Raw genomic sequence first — 16,185 nt, 5'->3', positions numbered from 1 at the left:
TGCTCAGGACCGGTCGAGCAGCGGGGTGAGGCCGAGTGCCCGGCCGCGGGCCGCCGCGGCACCGCGGTTGGCGACCCCCAGCTTGGCCAGGATGTTGGAGACGTGCACGCTCGCGGTCTTCGCCGAGATGAACAGCTCCGCGGCGATCTCGGCGTTGGTGGCTCCCCGGGTCAGCAGGCGCAGCACCTCCAGTTCCCGGGGGGTGAGCCCCGAAGGCGGCGCGGGAGCGCGGCCCGGTTCCGCGTCCAGGGAGGCGTTCAGCCTGCGGGCGAGGTCGGTGACCTGTCCGGCCAGCGGGACGGCGCCACAGCGTTCGGCAACCGCGGCGGCACCGCGCAATCGCCGCACCGCAGCCACGCGCTCACCGTGCGCTGCCTCCCACTCGGCCAGGCGCAGCACCGCCCAGGCGTGCTGGAGCGCGGCGTCGGTGGACTCCCAGAGCTCCACGGCCCTGCGCCAGGCCAGGGCCGACTCCGCGGACGTCGCCCCGGCCTCGCCGAGCAGGGCCGCCACAGTCGCCCGGTGCCCCTGCTGAACCGGTCCGTGCGCGGCGATCCGCTCCAGCATCGGGCGCAGCACCGCACGCAGCCGTGCAGCCGCGGGATCGTCGGGGCCGCCCGCACGCACCGCGCGGGCCACCGACGCCAGCAGCGGCCAGGCGTACCCCGTCCACAGGGCGAAGTCGGTGCCGGCGCAGACCCGTTCGGACGCGGCAAGGGCCGCACCGGTCTCCCCGCGCGCCAACGCGACCTCGATGGTCAGGGTCGTCGCGATCAGGGCCAGCTGCAACCGGGGGCTCTCGGTCACTCCGGCGGCCACCACCTCGGCCGTGACCTCCTCGGCCGCAGCGAGGTCGCCTCGGGCAAGGGCCGTCCGGCCGGCCAAGCACATCAGGAAGAAACGGATCAGCGGGGGTGGTGCCCACTCCATCCCCTGATCGGCCATGGCACCGGCGGCGGCGAGGTCGCCGGTCTCGTAGTGGATCTCGGCGAGGTTCAGGGCGAGGAACGATCCTTGGGGACGCAACAGGCCGCTGGTTCGGGCCTGTTCCAGGCCGCGCTGCGCGGCTTCGGCGGCTTCGGCGTAGCGCCCGTGCTCGCGCAGCATCGAGGCGAGGCCGCCCAGGGCCCGCGACGCCAGCTCGGGGTCCAGGGCCGCGTCGACGGCCTCCTCGAACGTCGCCATTGCCGCCGTGGTGTCACCCGCCTGGCTTTGGAGGGAGGCCAGGGTGACCAGGGCGTCGGAGCGCGCACAGGGGTCGTGGTAGACCTCGGCGTGGGCCAGCGCCTTGCGGGTGAGCTCGGTGGCGTCCAGCAACCGCTCGCCGCCGGTGTCCCCGCCCCGATCGGAATCGTGCAGCCGGTGGGCCGGCAGCAGCCCTCCGCGCATCAACAGCTCCCTGGCCAGGACCGCCAGCAGGAACCCGTAACCGGGGTCGGCCGGGGGATGCACGTCCAGCGCGGCGATCAGGTCGTCGATGCCGTCGTGGTCGCCCAACTGCATCCGGGCGCGCCCCAGCCGGCGCAGCAGCACCGCCTGTGCGATCCGTTCGTCGGGCCCGTGCGCCTCGCCCAGTTCGGCGAGCCCTTCCTCGGCCAGCCGCTTGGCCTTGGACATCCGGCCGCTGTCGTAGGCCGATTCCGCGGCCCGCTCCAGTACCTTGACCAGGGTGGCCCCGGTCTGTTCCGCGGCGTCGGGGACCCGTTCCCACAGTTCCAGCACGCGCTGGAGCATGTGCAGCTCCTCGGAGAAGGCCAGCGCCTCGTGCGCGCGCCGGGCGGCCCGCCACGCCGCGCCCAACGCCCGGGGCAGCTCGTGCGCGGCGTGGAAGTGGTGGGCCAGCTCCACGGCGAGCCGGTCGGAGGGGGCGAGGTCGGGGCGCTCCTGGAGGACCTCGGCGAACTGCAGGTGCAGCCGGGCGTGCCGGCCCGGCAGCAGCTCCTCGTGCACGGCCTCGCGCAACAGTGCGTGCCGGAACACGTAGCCCTCCTCGTCGGCGCGCAGCACATTGGCGTCCACGAGCTCCGACAGCGCCGTGTCCAGGACGTCCTCGTCCAGTTCCGCCACCCGGGCCAGCAAGGCGTGTCCGATGCGGTCGCCGCCCACGGCGCCCACCGACGCGGTCTTGGCCAGGGTGCGCGCGTTCTCGCCCAGCCGCTCCAGCGGCCCCAGCAGCAGTTCGAGCGATCGGGCCGGGACCTGGCCGTCGGTGCGCCCGGTCTCCAGCAGCGACTCCACGAACAGGGGGTAGCCGGAAGTGCGCTCGTACAGGGCGGTGACTTCCGAGGGCGTCAGCTCGTGCCCGCGCAGCGCGGCGGCCTGGCGCGCCACCTCCGAGCGCGACAAAGGGCCCAGCTCCAGATGGGTGACGGTGGGCAGACGCAACAACTCGGGCAGCAGCCGGCGCAGCGGATGCTCGCGGTGCAGGTCGTCGGAGCGGTAGCTGACCACGATCTGCACCGGGGCGGTGTCGAGCGTGCGGATGAGGTAGACCAGCAGGTCGCGGGTAGCGGAGTCGGCCCAGTGCAGGTCCTCGACGACCATGGTCAGACCGCCGGTCCCGGCGGCGGCGGTCAGCAGCCGCAGCACCTGGCCGAACAGCCGCCCGCGTGCCTCGCGGCGGTCGGGGGGCGGGGACCCCAGTTCGGGCAGGAGCCGGGCCAGCTCCTGTCCGGTCCCCTCCGCCACGGCTGCGAAGGGCGCTGGCCCCCGCGCACGCAGCAGTCCGCGCAGGACCGTCACGAACGGTGCGAAGGGCAGCCCCTCCACCCCCAGCTCCAGGCACCCTCCCGACAGCAGCAGCGCGTCTCCGTGGCGGCCCCCGAACTCCTGGAGCAGCCGCGACTTGCCCACTCCGGCTTCTCCGCTCACGAGCACCGTGGCCGAGCCCGCCGTACGGGTGCGTGCCGCGTGCTCGACGAGTGTCCGCAGCTGCGCGGAGCGCCCGACGAACACGGGGCCGGGGGTCGAGAAGGTCATAACACCCAGTATGCCCAGCACGGGGGACGAAACGGATCCCCCCGGGAGCCCGGTTGCGATCCGGTGCCCGCGCCGCCGCGCCGCGCGCCGCGTGGCGCCCGACCGGACCCTCCCCGAGCGCGGCCGTGCGGTCGCGCGGTGCCGGGGCCGATCAGGAGGCGCGCTCCAGGACCACGATGGGGATCACCCGGTCGGTTTTGGACTGGTAGTTGTCGTAGTCGGGCCAGACGAGTGCCAGCTGCGGCCACAGTCGGGCCCGCTCCTCCTCGGAGGCCGTGTGCGCGACGGCGTCGAACTTGTCGGCGGCCACCTGCACCCGCACCGAGGGGTCGGCGGTGAGGTTGAGGTACCAGAGGGGGTGGTTCTCCGCGCCGCCCTTGGACGCCACCACGGCGTAGGCGTCGCCGTCCTCGATGTAGATGAGCGGGGTGGACCGCTGCTCGCCGGACTTGCGTCCGGTTGTGGTCAGGATCAGGGTGGGAACGCCCTCCTGCCAGATGTGTCCTTCGCGTCCGTCGGTCTCGACGTAGCGCTTGACGTGTTCGGCGCCGTAAAGCATGGCGCTCCTTCCCTCGAAGCTCTCTGCGGGCATCGTGTCAACGGTGGAACCCGACCTATCAAACCCCCAATTCCCACTTCGCCCCGCGTCAACGCGCCCGACCCTTCCTCACCCTTGGTGACCACCCCCGCGCGGGGGGTTCTTTTGTCGTGGTTGGGCCGATAATGTCAGGCGGGTTCTCACCCATGAGTACTCCCGCGACTACTGGAGGTCACGCGCGTGGTCGACCATCACCGCCCCTCACTCGTCCGGTTCTCGGTGGCGCTGCTGACCGCGGCCGCACTCGTGTTCACCGGGCTGCCGGCCGCTGCCCAGCCGGTCCCCGAAGGCGACATCGCCGATCGACTCGCCGAGGTCCCCGGCCTCACGGTCGTCGAGGAGAAGCCCACCGCCCAGGGCTTCCGCTACTTCGTCCTCGGCTACACCCAGTACGCCGACCACGACCGGCCCGGCGACGGCACCTTCGAGCAGCGCCTCACCCTGTTGCACCGCGGCTTCGACCGCCCCACCGTGCTCCAGACCAGCGGCTACCAGGTCGGTACGGTGCCCTCCCGCTCGGAGCCGACCCGCCTGGTCGACGGCAACCAGATCTCCACCGAGCAGCGGTTCTTCACTCCCTCGCGCCCCGACGACCCGGACTGGAAGCGGATGCTCACCATCCGCCAGGCCGCCGCCGACCACCACCGCATCATCCAGGCCATCGACGACATCTACACCGGTGCCTGGATCTCCACCGGCGCCTCCAAGGGCGGCATGACCTCGGTCTACCACCGTCGTTTCTACCCCGACGACCTCGACGGCACCGTCGCCTACGTCGCACCCAACGACGTGATCGACCGGGAGGACCGCGCCTACCTGGAGTTCTTCGAGACCGTGGGCGGCGACTCCCCCTGCCAGACCTCGCTGGAGGAGGTCCAGCGCACCGCACTGGAGCGGCGCGTGGAGATCGTCGACGGCTACGAGAAGCAGGCCGCCGAGAACGGGTGGACCTTCGACAACATCGGCGGGGCCGACGCCACCTTCGAGGTGCTCGTCCTGGACACGGCCTGGGCCTTCTGGCAGTACTACGGGATCGACCAGTGCGCCATGGTCCCCCCAGCGGACGCCCCCACCGAGGAGATCGTCGCCTTCCTCGACACCGTGGCCGGTTTCGAGTTCTACACCGACCAGGGAATCGAGCCCTACACCCCCTACTACTTCCAGGCCGCCACCCAGTTGGGTACGCCGAGCGTCCCCACCGGCCACGTCGACGACCTGCTGGACCACCCCGGCCTCTTCGCCGCGGCCACCTACCTGCCCGACGATCTGCCGGTTCCCCGTTACGACCACCGCGCGATGATCGACATCGACTCCTGGGTGCGCACCCGCGGCACCGAGCTGCTCTTCGTCAACGGCGAGTACGACCCGTGGGCGGCCGAACCGTTCCGGGTGGGGCGCACCGGCCAGAGTCGCGACGCCCACGTCTTCACCGCGCCCGCCGCCACCCACGGGGCCAACATCTCCCTGCTGGCCGAGGAGGACCGCGCCGCGGCCACCGCGTCCCTGCTGAAGTGGGCCGGCGTCGCCGACCAGGCCGGCGCGCTGCGCGCCCCCGCCCTCATCCCGGGCCTGGACGACGTCGAGGACACCGAGCGCCGGCCGCTGTAGGGGCCGACGCCTGCGACGGTGCCGGGGACCGCGCGGTCCCCGGCACCGTCCGCTTTGCGCGGCTCCCAGGGGCCTTGCCCCTAGACCTTGGCCGGGACCTCGTTGCCGGCGGCGCGGATGGCGGCGGGGATGTTGGTCAGGAGCAGCAGGACGAACCCGGCCACGAAGAACACCGAGAGCGACAGGATCGCCAGCCGGTACTCGCCGCCCGTGGCGTCCAGGACCACGCCCACCGTCAAAGCGCCAAGGAACGCGGACCCCTTGTCGCTGATCTCGTACAGGCCGAAGTACTCGGCCTCCTTGCCCTTGGGGATGAGCAGCGAGAACATCGACCGGGACAGCGCCTGGGTGCCGCCCAGCACGATGGCGATGAAGAACCCCAGGACGAAGAACTGCACCGCCGAACCGGTCTGCAGCAACGGCGCGACCCCCACGACGACCAGCCACACCACGAGGCTGCCCAGGATGGTCGTCTTGGTGCCGAGCCGTCGCGCGATCGCCCCCAGCGCCAGCGCGCCGCCGAACGCCACGAACTGCACCATCAGGATGGTGCCGATCTGGACCGTCTGGTCGAGTTCCAGGGCCGCGTCGGCGAACGTCGCCGAAAAGGCGATGACCGTCTGGATGCCGTCGTTGAACATCAGATACGCCACGAGGAACATCAACGTCTTGGGGTAGGCCCGCAGCCCCTTCACGGTGTGCCACAGCTGCGTGAAGCTGCGCCCCACGCTGATGCGGCGCATCGGCGCCTCCACCGAGCCCTCGCGCCGGTTGCGCAGCCGCGCCAGGGGGATCAGGGAGAACAGCGCCCACCACAGCCCCGCCGACACCAGGCAGATGCGGACCGCGTGCCCCTGCTCCATGCCCAGGCTCTCGTGTCCCAGGAACAGGCCCAGGTTGAGGGTGAGCAGGAGCGCGCCGCCCAGGTAGCCCATGGCCCAGCCGCGCGAGGACACCGCGTCGCGTTCGTCGGGGGTGGCGATGTCGGGCAGGAAGGAGTTGTAGACCACGATCGAGGCGCCGAAGCACAGGTTGGCCAGGACGAACAGTCCGGCGCCCAGCAGGTAGGCGTCGCCCTGCACGAAGTACAGCCCCATCGTGGCGAAGGCGCCCAGGTAGGCGAGGACGCCCATCAGTTCGCGCTTGCGTCCGCTCTGGTCGGCGATCGCACCCACCGCGGGCAGCAGCACCAGTTGCAGCAGGACCGACAGGGACGTGGCGTAGGGGTAGAGCGCGGTGGGTTCGATCATCCACCCCAGCACGCTGATCCGCCCGCCGGGGCCCGCACTGTCCTGGGCCAGCGTGGTCAGGTACGGGCCGAGGAAGACGGTGATGACGCTGGTGGTGAAGACCGAGTTGGCCCAGTCGTACATGTACCAGGCCCGCTGCTCGGACCTGCGCGACCGGACCGGGGCGACGGGCGGGGGCTGTTCGGGGGAGGGCGGGGGGTTCGGCGGTTGCGACAAGGGAGTGCCTTCGTGGGGTCGGGGGCGGTGGGGTCAGGCGGGGGAGGGCCAGGCTCCGCGGGCGAGGAGGATCCGGCGCAGTTCGACGGTGTTGTCGGTGATGATGCCGTCCACTCCCGCGTCGAGCAGGCGTTCCATCGCAGCGGGGTCGTTGATGGTCCAGACGTGCACCTGTACGCCGATCCGGTGGGCGGTGGCGATGAGGTCCCTGCTGAGCACCGGAAAGCCGCGGTGGGTCGGCGGTATCTGCACGCAGGAGACCCCGCGCCTGGCCAGGCGCCCCAGCAGCGGCACGAGTGAGGCCGCCCGGAGCCGGGCCACGTCCACGGGGCCGCTGGACACCGCGACCGGGCGGTCGAAGGTGCGCCGGACCCGTTCCAGGCGGGCCTGGGAGAAGGAGCCGACGCACACCCGGTCCCACGCGCCGGTGCGGCGCAGCACCGCCGCCAGGGGGGCGACCGCGCTGTCGGCCTTGACGTCGATGGTGAAGCGGGCCTCGGGCAGCGAGCCGATCAGCTCCTCCAGCACGGGGATGGCCTCGCTGCCGCCCACCTTGGCGCGTGCCACCTCGGAGTAGGGCAGCCCGGCGATGGCGCCGGATCGGTCGGTGACCCGGTCCAGGGTCGGGTCGTGGAAGGCCAGCAGGACGCCGTCGGCGGTGGCGTGCACATCGGTCTCCAGGTGGCGGTAGCCCAACCCGGCCGCGTGCTGGAAGGCGACCGCGGTGTTCTCCAGTTCGGGGCGGCTGCGTCCCGCGTCGTCGACCGGCCACCCGCCTCGGTGGGCCAGGCCGATCGGCGCCGGCGAGCCCAGATACGCGTCGTTCACCCCAGCAGTATGCCGAGGCATCGGTAACGAACAGGGATACGGAACCGGAACGGCCGGCGGGCGGCCCCGCGGAAAGCTGGTGTACCAGGTTGCCCTGTCCGGTCTTTTCGGCATCTGGTCACATCGGCGGCGATTTTCCCCGATTGCCGCGGGCGTCCACCGAGAGGAGACCGATGTCAGTCGAGGCGCAGTACGGCCGGTGCGACCGAGCCGGTGCCGGGGGCGTGCACCGGGGGCGGGTCCGCACCGGGGTCGACCTGTCGCTGTTCGCCCAGTGCGTGGTGGAGGTCCTGGGCGGGCACCGCAGCGCCGGCCAGTTGCGGTCCATGCTCTCCGAACAGGCGTACCGCAGTCTGCGGCTGCGTACCGGCGGCTACGCGGGTGCGGTCCGCCCCCGGCTGCGCGCCGCCCGCCTGCGCTGCCCGGTGCCGGGAGTGGCCGAGGTCAGCGGGATCGTCGCCTGCGGGGCCCGGCACCGGGCACTGGCCATGCGCATCGCCTTCACCGAGAGCGGCTGGCTGTGCACCCACATCGAGACCGACCTCGGTGCCCGGCAGAGGCGGGTATGATCTACGCCGTAAAGGCAGCGGTTCCATCGCGTACCTTTCCCGGCAGTCCATCGCCGGACGATCACGGGCCGCAATTCCGGTATCGTGCACCAACACCCCCGATCCGGTCGCCGACCGGACGGGGCCGTCAGCGCTGCTGCTCGTCGAGCGCGGGCCGTACTCGCACCGCGCCGGCCATCGACGAAGAGTCGGGCCCGCAACCGGTCGCGGTCGCTCCGATGCCTTTCCTGGATCGCCTCCGCGATCACAGCCGTAGCCACGCGTCACCCGTGCCCCGGCCGTGCCCAGCGGAGTAGATCGGCGGGTTCGGCCGCCACCTGGGAGAAGGCGTGGACCCGCGGCCGTTCGCACCGCGGGATCGGCGTCACCGCGGCCCGGCCCGACCCGAGGAAGCCATCGCCTTCGTTACGATCGCAAGGGTTTCGACGGCACAGCGGATACACAGCGGATCAAGCGGAGGTCAAGCGTGGGCCCACTGGAAAACGGCGACCCGGAACGGATCGGCCGGTACCGGCTGATCGGACGGCTGGGCGCCGGGGGGATGGGCCAGGTGTTCTTCGGCCGTTCCGCCGGTGGGCGGGCGGTCGCGATCAAGCGCATCCATCCGCACCTCGCCACCGACGAGTCCTTCCGGCAGCGCTTCGGACGCGAGGTCACGGCCGCGCGGCAGGTCAGCGGTGCTTTCACCGCGCCGGTGATCGACGCCGACCCCGAGGGTGAGGTGCCCTGGCTGGTCACCTCCTACGTCCCCTCGCTCCCCTTGGACGAGGCGGTCCAGGCCCACGGCCCACTGCCCGAGGCCAGTCTGCGGGTCCTGGCCGCGAGCCTGGCCGAGGCCCTCAACGAGATCCACCGCGTCGGGCTGATCCACCGCGACCTCAAGCCGGCCAACGTCCTGCTGGCCGAGGACGGCCCCCGGGTCATCGATTTCGGTATCGCCCGCGCCACCGAGGGCACCGCGGCCACCCAGTCCATCATCGGCACGCCCGGGTTCATGTCGCCCGAGCAGATCCAGGGCGCGCACCTCACCCCCAAGAGCGACGTCTTCGCCTACGGTGCGGTGCTGGCCTACGCGGCCGGCGGGATCGGCCCCTTCGGCGAGGGCGCCATGCCGACCATGGTCATGCGCATCCTGCAGAACGAGCCCGACCTGTCCAAGGTGCCCCCGGCGCTCCAGCGCCTGGTGGCGGCCTGCCTGTCCAAGGACGAGCGCTACCGCCCCGGCCCCGGTGACGTGCTGGACGCCCTCGGCGACGTTCCCGCCGGCACCTCCTGGCTGCCGCCGCAGTTCATGCACGGTGTGCAGGAGCAGGTGGCCAAGGTCAACGCGGCCCTCAGCGGCGCGCCCCTGACACCGGGCGCCGACGGTGCCACCGTCGCACTGGGCTCCGGACCCCAGGCCGCCACCGAGATGCTGGGCAACCACCAGGCCACCCGGGTCGCCGGCCAGCCGGGTACCTACGGCGGCGACCAGGGCGCCACCTCGGTGATGGGGATGGGGGCCGGCCCCACCGGTGCCCCCGCGGCCCCCACCGCCGCCTACGGTCAACAGACCGGCTACGGCCCCACCGGCGGCCAGGTCCCGCCGACCGCCGCCTACGGCCAGCAGACCGGCGGTCAGACGCCTCCCACCGCCGCACTGCCCGCCACCGGGCGCGGCGCGGACACGGGGTACGGCACGCGCGGTGCGCAGGAGTCGCCCTCCGACGACGAGGCGTTCTCCGACCTCTACCGGGGGTCGCGCCGTGCGGGGCAGGGACGCGGCTACGAGGAGCAGGACCGCGCCGAACAGCGCCGCCAGCAGGAGCAGCGCCGCCGCCAGGACGAGGAGCGGATGCGCTACGAGCAACAGCAGCAACAGGAGGAGCAGGAGCGGCGCCGTCGTGACCGGGAACGCCGTCAGGAGCAGCGCCGCGAGCAGGAGGCCGAGCGCGCGCACCGGGAGCGGATGCGGTCGGAGCGGCGCAGCGCCGACCAGCCCGACCTCTGGGGCTTCGTCAAGCTCATCCCGCTGCTGATCATCCCCCTCATCCAGATCCCGTTGGGCTGGGCCGGATCGCTGGCCTGGGAATGGTTCGCCACCACCGACGTCTACACCGGCTCCGGTTGGTGGTACGCGGGGATCATGACCTGGGACGGCTTCTTCCAGGCCCTGTGCCTCGGCTACTTCCTGCTCAACAACGTCATCGGGCTGGAGTACCTGGTGCGCTCGCTGCGCACCTCCTTCGTCACCGGCATCATGCTGGCGCTCGCGGTGATCGTGGGCACCAACTGCGGTCTCTGGTACTTCGGCTGGTTCTAGCGCAGCCCCCGCGGCCCGCGCCCGATGCCGCGGCGTCCCGTTCGGTTCGCAGATGGCCGCTTGCGGCCCGACCGTGCGGCGGGAGGGGCAGCCCCCTCCCGCCGCACGGTCGCCGAGGACTAACGTGCTCCCCGGTGACCGAGCGAGGGGGAGGGGCGCGGATGCCGGGACCGCGTGGGACGGTGCTGGAGCGGATCGGGCGTCGCGGGCCGGCGGGGCTTCTCGCGGCCCAGCTGGTGCGTTTCGGCGTGCTCCAGGCCAGGGCGTGCGCGTTCGCGGTGTGCGTCTTCGTCGGCCTGGGGCTCTCCACGGTCCTGCCGTTGCCGGTGGCCCGCTACGACGCGCTGCTGGTCTACCTCGTCGGGGTCACGGCGGTGTTCTGGCTGCTGAAGCTGGAGACCGGACGCGAGATCCTGGCCATTCTCGGCTTCCACGTCGTGGGCCTGGTGTTCGAGCTGTTCAAGGTGCACATGGGGTCGTGGTCCTACCCCGAACAGGCCCTCACCATGGTCGGCGGCGTCCCGCTTTACAGCGGATTCATGTACGCGGCCGTGGGCAGTTACGTGGTCCGCGCCTGGCGGCTGCTGGACCTGGCCCTGACGGACTACCGTTCGCGCGCCATGGCGGTCGTCGCGGCGGCCGTCTACGCCAATTTCCTCACCCACCACTGGCTGCCCGACGCCCGGATGCTCCTGGCGGTCGTGATGGTCGCGGTGACCTGGGGCTCATGGGTGCACTTCACCGTTGGGCGGGTGCGCTACCGGATGCCGCTGGCGCTGTCGTTCGTCCTCATCGGCTTCTTCCTCTGGCTGGCCGAGAACGTCTCGACCTTCCTGGGCGCCTGGCGCTACCCCGACCAGGTGGACGCCTGGGCCATGGTCCACCCGGACAAGTTCGGTGCCTGGGCGCTGCTGGTGACGGTGTCCTTCGTGCTGGTGGCCTCCCTGCGCAGCTCCGAGCCCGCCCCTCTTGTGGACCGTTCCGCGCACGCGGGCGGTCAGTTCTCGTAGAGCCGCGCGGTCGCGCGGGCGGACTCTGCCATCCGGGTCCGCAGTTCCGCCGGTTCCAGGACCTCCAGGAGCGGCCCCCACTGGGCGAACTCCACACTCGCGTGGTGGACCGACTCGATCGGCAGCACGGCCTCCAGCCGTCCGTCCGCGCACTCGTGTGCGGCGTCCAGGGCCGGCCGCAGCGCGGGCGGCCCGACCTCGCGGACCAGATCGCGCCCCTCGGGGGTGATGCGCACCCGCGCGGTCGCGGTGTAGACGGTCTTCTCGAACGCGCGCGACCAGTCCGTCCAGTAGTCGATGAGGTCGAAGTCCCCCGGTCGTTCGAACCGCGTCCCGGTCGCCTCGACGCTGTCGACTCGCGACGCCCGGTAGGTGCGCGGGCCGCCGCCGTCCGGAGCGGGGAAGGGAAGCGCGACGAGGTACCACAGCCCGCTCTTGAGGACCAGGCCCAGCGGGGCGATGGTGCGCTCGGCGGCCTCCTTGCCCCACCGCCGGTAGCGCACCCGCAGGACCTGCTCCTCCCAGACGGCCGTGGCGATCGAGGCGAGGTGCGGTGCGTGGTCGGCCTCGCGGAACCACGCGGGGGAGTCCAGGTGGAACCGGCCGCGCACCCGTTCGGCGCGTCCGCGCAGGCTCTCGGGCATCGCCGCCAGCACCTTCAGGTTCGCCGCGGCCATCTCCGCGCCCAGGCCCAGTTCGGCGGCCGCGTGCGGGACGGCCGAGAGGAACAGCGATTCGGCTTCCCCACTGGTCAGCCCGGTCAGCCGGGTCCGGTAGCCGTCCAGCAGTCGATAGCCGCCCCCCGCGCCGCGTTCGGCGTAGACGGGGATGCCCGACGCGCTGAGGGATTCCACGTCGCGGTAGATGGTCCGCTCCGAGACCTCCAGTTCCGCCGCGAGTTGCCCGGCGGTGAGGCGCCCGCGGTTTTGCAGCAGCAGGAGCAGGGAGAGCAGTCGGCTTGCGCGCATACGGCAAGTCTGCCCGGTGAACCTGACAGAACCTGTCAGGTTCACGGGCGCGGTGGACGGCGGTGACGGGGCCGGATCACGGCCTGTCGGGGGAGGGGAGCGGGCCCCTGAGAAGGGCCGGGGCGGGCACGGCCGGCCGCCCGGCCGCGCGGGTGCGCCGACGCGGAGACCGCCCCGGTGCCCTCGGCTAGTGCTCTACCGACGGGGTGGGCTGCCGTTTCGCGGAGGCGTTCTTGCCGACGAGACCGCCGACGTAGGTGATGGCCCCCAACAGGACGCCGATGTCGTCGATCAGGATGGGGTCGGGGAGCAGGTCGACGGGGGAGACGAGGTAGATCAGCGCTCCGTAGAAGGCGACTTTCCCGCTGACCGGGACGGGACCCGACGACAGCATGCGCCAGGTGCGGAAGAGGCGGAAGCCCAGCATGACGGCGATCACGAGGGTGACCGCGAAGATGATCACGGCGCCCACGACGAGAGCCGTTGTGGTCCGATCCATGACGGGGGCCTTTCTCGGGGCGGGGGCGGGGAGTGGTGGGGCGGGTGCTGTCGCGCCCGTGATGCCGCCCCTTCAGATTGTCGCACTGCCCGCTGACGGTCGCTCGAACCCCGTTCGGGCAGGGCCGGTCCGGCCGGGCGCGACCGCCTGTCGGGCCGCGAAGGGCGATCCGTTACCGTGGCACCCCGAACAGCTGGCCGGTGGGAACCCGGCACCAGGGAGGGGACGCGTGCGCAAGATCACCGACTGGGAGGTTCGGACGCAGGCCGACCCCGACGGGTCGCGCTGGTACGTGGAGCGGTTTCGCGCCATGGCCGCGCAAGGAAAGGACTTGGCGGGCGAGGCGCGCATGATCGACGCCATGCTCGCCCGCTCCGCCCGGGTGCTGGACGCCGGCTGCGGTTCGGGGCGCGTCGGCGGCGAGCTGGCCGCCCGCGGCCACACGGTCGTGGGCGTCGACGTCGACCCGGCGCTGATCGAGGCGGCGCGCACCGACCGTCCCGGCCTCGACTGGCGGGTCGGTGACCTGACCGAGCTCGACCTCCCCGCCGAGGGGGTGCCGCAGCCCTTCGACGTCGTCGTGTGCGCGGGGAACGTGCTGCCCTACGCGGCTCCGGGGACCCAGTCCGCGATCCTGGGCCGGCTGCGCGCGCACCTGGCGCACCGCGGCCGGGTGGTGGTGGGTTTCGGCCGCGGCGTGGGCCGGGGCTACTCCTTCGACCAGTTCTTCGTCGACGCGGCCGACGCGGGACTGCAACCGGATCTGGTGCTGTCCACCTGGGACCTGCTGCCCCTCGCCCCCGACTCCGATTTCCTGGTGGCGGTGTTGAGCGCGGTCGCGGGGGCGGACGACGCCTCCGGGTGACCGGGCGGGGCACCTATTGGCCTGCGTCCGTGGGAACACCGGCGCGCAGGCGGCCCGGCGCGGTGTGCTGACGGACCCGTGGCCCGGTGGCCGCCGCGCACCGCCCCACCCGTCTGATCGGTGGGAGAATCGCACCCGTCCTGCGGCGGGGGCCGGACGTCGCCGCCCCGCCGGACCTTCCTCAGACGAATCCGGGTGGCCAGTGCACGCCGATGACATCACCGAGGCCGGTGCGGGGGTCTTCCTCGTCCGCGGCAGCGACACCAACTGGGTGCTGGTGACGGAGGGCGAGGCGGTGACCCTGGTGGACACCGGGTATCCCGGCGACCGGGACCGGCTGCTGGCGTCGCTCGCCGCCATCGGCCGCCGGCCCGGCGACGTGGCAGCGATCCTCGTCACGCACGCCCACACCGACCACATCGGCTCGGCCCAGGAGTTCGGCTCGGTGCACGGAACCCCGGTCCTGATGCACGAAGCGGAGGTGCCCCATGCCCGCCGCGACTTCCTGCACCAGGTCACCCCGCGCCAGATCCTGGCCAACGCGTGGCGGCCCCGTGTGCTTCCCTGGGCGCTCAAGGCCGTCGGGTCGGGCGGCACCAAGGACGTGCGGATCGCGGCGCCGGAGGCGTTCCCCGCGCCCGGTGCGCTCGACCTGCCCGGACGTCCGGTCCCCGTCGCCACGCCCGGTCACACCCTCGGGCACAGCGCCTACCACCTGCCCGACGCGGGCATCGTGATCAGCGGGGACGCGCTCGTCAGCGGCCATCCGACCTCCGGGGTCAGCGGCCCGCAGCTGTTGCCGGGGATGTTCCACCACGATCGCGACGCGGCGCGCGCCTCCCTGACGGTCCTGGCGGGCCTGGAGGCCGACGTGGTCCTGCCCGGGCACGGGCCGCTCCACGACGGAGCGGTCCGCGCTGCGGCGGAACTCGCCGGCGAGCGCGCGCGGCTGGGCTGACCACGGAGGGCGCTGATGCGCCCCACCCGCGCAGGAACGGTTCGCCCCGTCCGCGTCCCCGTGTGCTGCTGTCCGGTTCCTCTGCTGGGATGGATGCTTGATGGTCTTTGGTGAAGAAAGCGGTTTTTCGTGTCGGGTGTTCTTTTCTCGACAAGTGAATGAAACAGCGGTTACCCGCTGGTAGAGTCCCAGGTCAACAAGAGTGCTCCCCGCGCACGCGGGGATGGTCCTTGGATGCAGTTATCGAAATCCTGATAGAAAAAGTGCTCCCCGCGCACGCGGGGATGGTCCGGCAAGACAGACGCCACCACCACCGCGGTCACAGTGCTCCCCGCGCACGCGGGGATGGTCCCAGGCGCCGCGATCGGGGGAGGTCCGGCGATTTGTGCTCCCCGCGCACGCGGGGATGGTCCCGTGAGGACGCGGCCGCCGAGGTGCAGCTCGACCGTGCTCCCCGCGCACGCGGGGATGGTCCCCGAAAGGCGCCCTCAACCTCGACGACGTGACTGTGCTCCCCGCTTATGCGGCAGACGTGGTTTTAGGCCACTGTCTCTAGCTTTCCCGTTACTGAGGGGACTTTCGTCCAATCGTCTCGCTGCTCTAGGCTCGCGACGGGAACATTCCACCAGGGATGTGCACGACGGCCCTCCGAGTCTTCGGAGGGCCGTCGTGTTTCCCGGGGATGTTTTTCTGGCCTGGGGCTAGAACTGGTCGGAGCCCGCGACCTGGCCGATGGGGAAGACGTGGCGACTCGCGGCGCAGATGGTTTCCAGTGCGTGGATGGGAACGTCGTCGGTGGAGACGCTGACGCGTAACACCTGCACCACCCATTCCCCTGGCACGTCCAATAGGTCCGCTTCATAGGGTGTGGGCGGTCGGGCGGTCAGTGTCTCCGTGGCGTGGCTGAACCGGTGCCCCAGGTCTTCGATCGCGGCCTGGAGGGTGGGCAGTACGAACCCCTCACCGTCCAGGCGGGTGCCTTTTGCCACGTCGGTGCGAAAATAGCTGGTGGAGATGCGTACGGGTACCTCGTTGGCCCAGAACATCTTGCGGCGTGCGATCACCGCGTCACCGGTGTGGACGTCAAGGCCGGCGGCCACGTGTTCGCTGGCCGGCTCTTGTCCGACGTAGAGCATTTCGCGTTTGGGTTCCAAGCCCTGCTGTTGTGCCTCGGTGAGGTACAGCGATTTGGATCCGCGTGTGGCGGGCGGTGTGGGCAGCGCACGTTGTACGAGGATTCGAGGCCGTGGGCCCAGCGGTCCGGCGGGGGCCTGGTGTTCCGGCCCGGCTCCGGCCTTCTTCATCTGGCTGACGCGCCCGGGAGTCACGCCCAGGTGCCGGGCGATGTCGTCCTGGCGTTGTCCGGCCTGCTGGGCGTCCACGATCGCGCCCCGACGGATTCGGGACAGCTCCACGCTTTGGCCCTGAAGGGTGCCCATTGCCGCTGAAGCCGCGCGGGCTCTTTCGAGCGGGTCGGTGATGGCTGCAATCTCGTGCAGCGTCCTCGCATCCACGCTGGTCGTCCTCTGCTGGTA

The 16,185-nt window shown here is 71.8% G+C and carries 13 protein-coding genes and 1 CRISPR repeat array; of the genes, 6 read left to right on the top strand and 7 right to left on the bottom strand.

Going from position 1 to position 16,185, the window contains the following annotated elements; all coding sequences use genetic code 11:
• Positions 1–3 precede the first annotated feature (3 nt).
• Both QSJ59_RS15520 and QSJ59_RS15515 read right to left on the bottom strand, forming a co-directional pair.
• Positions 4–2,979, bottom strand: coding sequence for a helix-turn-helix transcriptional regulator (locus QSJ59_RS15520; protein WP_285760277.1), 2,976 nt, complete (start codon positions 2,977–2,979; stop codon positions 4–6).
• 151 nt (positions 2,980–3,130) lie between these two features.
• The gene (locus QSJ59_RS15515; RefSeq protein WP_285760580.1) at positions 3,131–3,538 is read right to left on the bottom strand and encodes a nitroreductase family deazaflavin-dependent oxidoreductase; all 408 of its coding nucleotides are present in this window, start codon (positions 3,536–3,538) and stop codon (positions 3,131–3,133) included.
• A 219-nt stretch (positions 3,539–3,757) separates the two neighbouring features.
• On the opposite strand from QSJ59_RS15515, the gene QSJ59_RS15510 reads away from it, so the two are divergent.
• Positions 3,758–5,185 carry a S28 family serine protease gene (locus QSJ59_RS15510; protein ID WP_285760276.1) on the top strand — a complete coding sequence of 476 codons (1,428 nt, stop codon included), beginning with the start codon at positions 3,758–3,760 and terminating at the stop codon, positions 5,183–5,185.
• A gap of 80 nt (positions 5,186–5,265) precedes the next feature.
• Here the strand turns inward: QSJ59_RS15510 and QSJ59_RS15505 are convergent, their stop codons facing one another.
• The gene (locus tag QSJ59_RS15505; protein WP_285760275.1) at positions 5,266–6,651 is read right to left on the bottom strand and encodes an MFS transporter; all 1,386 of its coding nucleotides are present in this window, start codon (positions 6,649–6,651) and stop codon (positions 5,266–5,268) included.
• A gap of 33 nt (positions 6,652–6,684) precedes the next feature.
• Positions 6,685–7,479 (bottom strand): glycerophosphodiester phosphodiesterase family protein, encoded by a 795-nt coding sequence (locus QSJ59_RS15500; RefSeq protein ID WP_285760274.1) that lies wholly within the window; start codon positions 7,477–7,479, stop codon positions 6,685–6,687.
• Between the two features lie 173 nt (positions 7,480–7,652).
• Here QSJ59_RS15500 and QSJ59_RS15495 point away from each other — a divergent pair, with 173 nt between their 5' ends.
• The 3 genes from QSJ59_RS15495 to QSJ59_RS15485 all read left to right on the top strand — a co-directional run bounded on the left by QSJ59_RS15495 (position 7,653) and on the right by QSJ59_RS15485 (position 11,360).
• On the top strand, positions 7,653–8,048 hold the full coding sequence (locus QSJ59_RS15495; RefSeq protein WP_285760273.1) for an Rv3235 family protein: 396 nt from the start codon (positions 7,653–7,655) through the stop codon (positions 8,046–8,048).
• 466 nt (positions 8,049–8,514) lie between these two features.
• Positions 8,515–10,350, top strand: a complete 1,836-nt coding sequence (locus QSJ59_RS15490) for a serine/threonine protein kinase (RefSeq protein ID WP_285760272.1) — start codon at positions 8,515–8,517, stop codon at positions 10,348–10,350.
• Between the two features lie 161 nt (positions 10,351–10,511).
• Positions 10,512–11,360, top strand: coding sequence for a DUF817 domain-containing protein (locus QSJ59_RS15485; protein WP_285760271.1), 849 nt, complete (start codon positions 10,512–10,514; stop codon positions 11,358–11,360).
• Here the strand turns inward: QSJ59_RS15485 and QSJ59_RS15480 are convergent.
• Together QSJ59_RS15480 and QSJ59_RS15475 are read right to left on the bottom strand one after the other, a co-directional pair.
• A complete protein-coding gene (locus tag QSJ59_RS15480; RefSeq protein WP_285760270.1) occupies positions 11,348–12,328 on the bottom strand; it encodes a helix-turn-helix transcriptional regulator in 981 nt (326 codons plus the stop codon). The two genes, QSJ59_RS15485 and QSJ59_RS15480, sit on opposite strands and share 13 nt — an antisense overlap.
• Before the next feature lie 187 nt (positions 12,329–12,515).
• Positions 12,516–12,827, bottom strand: a complete 312-nt coding sequence (locus QSJ59_RS15475) for a YkvA family protein (protein ID WP_285760269.1) — start codon at positions 12,825–12,827, stop codon at positions 12,516–12,518.
• Between the two features lie 229 nt (positions 12,828–13,056).
• Between QSJ59_RS15475 and QSJ59_RS15470 the strand changes: the two genes are divergently transcribed.
• Positions 13,057–13,692, top strand: coding sequence for a class I SAM-dependent methyltransferase (locus QSJ59_RS15470; protein WP_285760268.1), 636 nt, complete (start codon positions 13,057–13,059; stop codon positions 13,690–13,692).
• Between the two features lie 202 nt (positions 13,693–13,894).
• On the top strand, positions 13,895–14,650 hold the full coding sequence (locus QSJ59_RS15465; RefSeq protein ID WP_285760267.1) for an MBL fold metallo-hydrolase: 756 nt from the start codon (positions 13,895–13,897) through the stop codon (positions 14,648–14,650).
• A 202-nt stretch (positions 14,651–14,852) separates the two neighbouring features.
• Positions 14,853–15,126: a CRISPR direct-repeat array (repeat unit 29 nt; unit sequence GTGCTCCCCGCGCACGCGGGGATGGTCCC).
• 225 nt (positions 15,127–15,351) lie between these two features.
• Here the strand turns inward: QSJ59_RS15465 and QSJ59_RS15460 are convergent.
• Complete coding sequence (locus tag QSJ59_RS15460; protein WP_285760266.1) at positions 15,352–16,164, bottom strand: GntR family transcriptional regulator; 813 nt, start codon at positions 16,162–16,164, stop codon at positions 15,352–15,354.
• Positions 16,165–16,185: the final 21 nt, after the last annotated feature.

The organism is Nocardiopsis ansamitocini, assembly GCF_030268225.1.
GTDB classification, from domain to species: domain Bacteria; phylum Actinomycetota; class Actinomycetes; order Streptosporangiales; family Streptosporangiaceae; genus Nocardiopsis_D; species Nocardiopsis_D ansamitocini.
The sequence above is the reverse complement of the archived record's forward strand: the minus strand, read 5'-3'. Positions and strand labels throughout refer to the sequence as shown.

Bases quoted from the DNA above. Each gene is read 5' to 3' on its own strand.
- QSJ59_RS15520 (WP_285760277.1), bottom strand. From the start codon at position 2,979: ATGACCTTCTCGACCCCCGGCCCCGTGTTCGTCGGGCGCTCCGCGCAG.
- QSJ59_RS15515 (WP_285760580.1), bottom strand. From the start codon at position 3,538: ATGCTTTACGGCGCCGAACACGTCAAGCGCTACGTCGAGACCGACGGA.
- QSJ59_RS15495 (WP_285760273.1), top strand. From the start codon at position 7,653: ATGTCAGTCGAGGCGCAGTACGGCCGGTGCGACCGAGCCGGTGCCGGG.
- QSJ59_RS15485 (WP_285760271.1), top strand. From the start codon at position 10,512: ATGCCGGGACCGCGTGGGACGGTGCTGGAGCGGATCGGGCGTCGCGGG.
- QSJ59_RS15480 (WP_285760270.1), bottom strand. From the start codon at position 12,328: ATGCGCGCAAGCCGACTGCTCTCCCTGCTCCTGCTGCTGCAAAACCGC.
- QSJ59_RS15475 (WP_285760269.1), bottom strand. From the start codon at position 12,827: ATGGATCGGACCACAACGGCTCTCGTCGTGGGCGCCGTGATCATCTTC.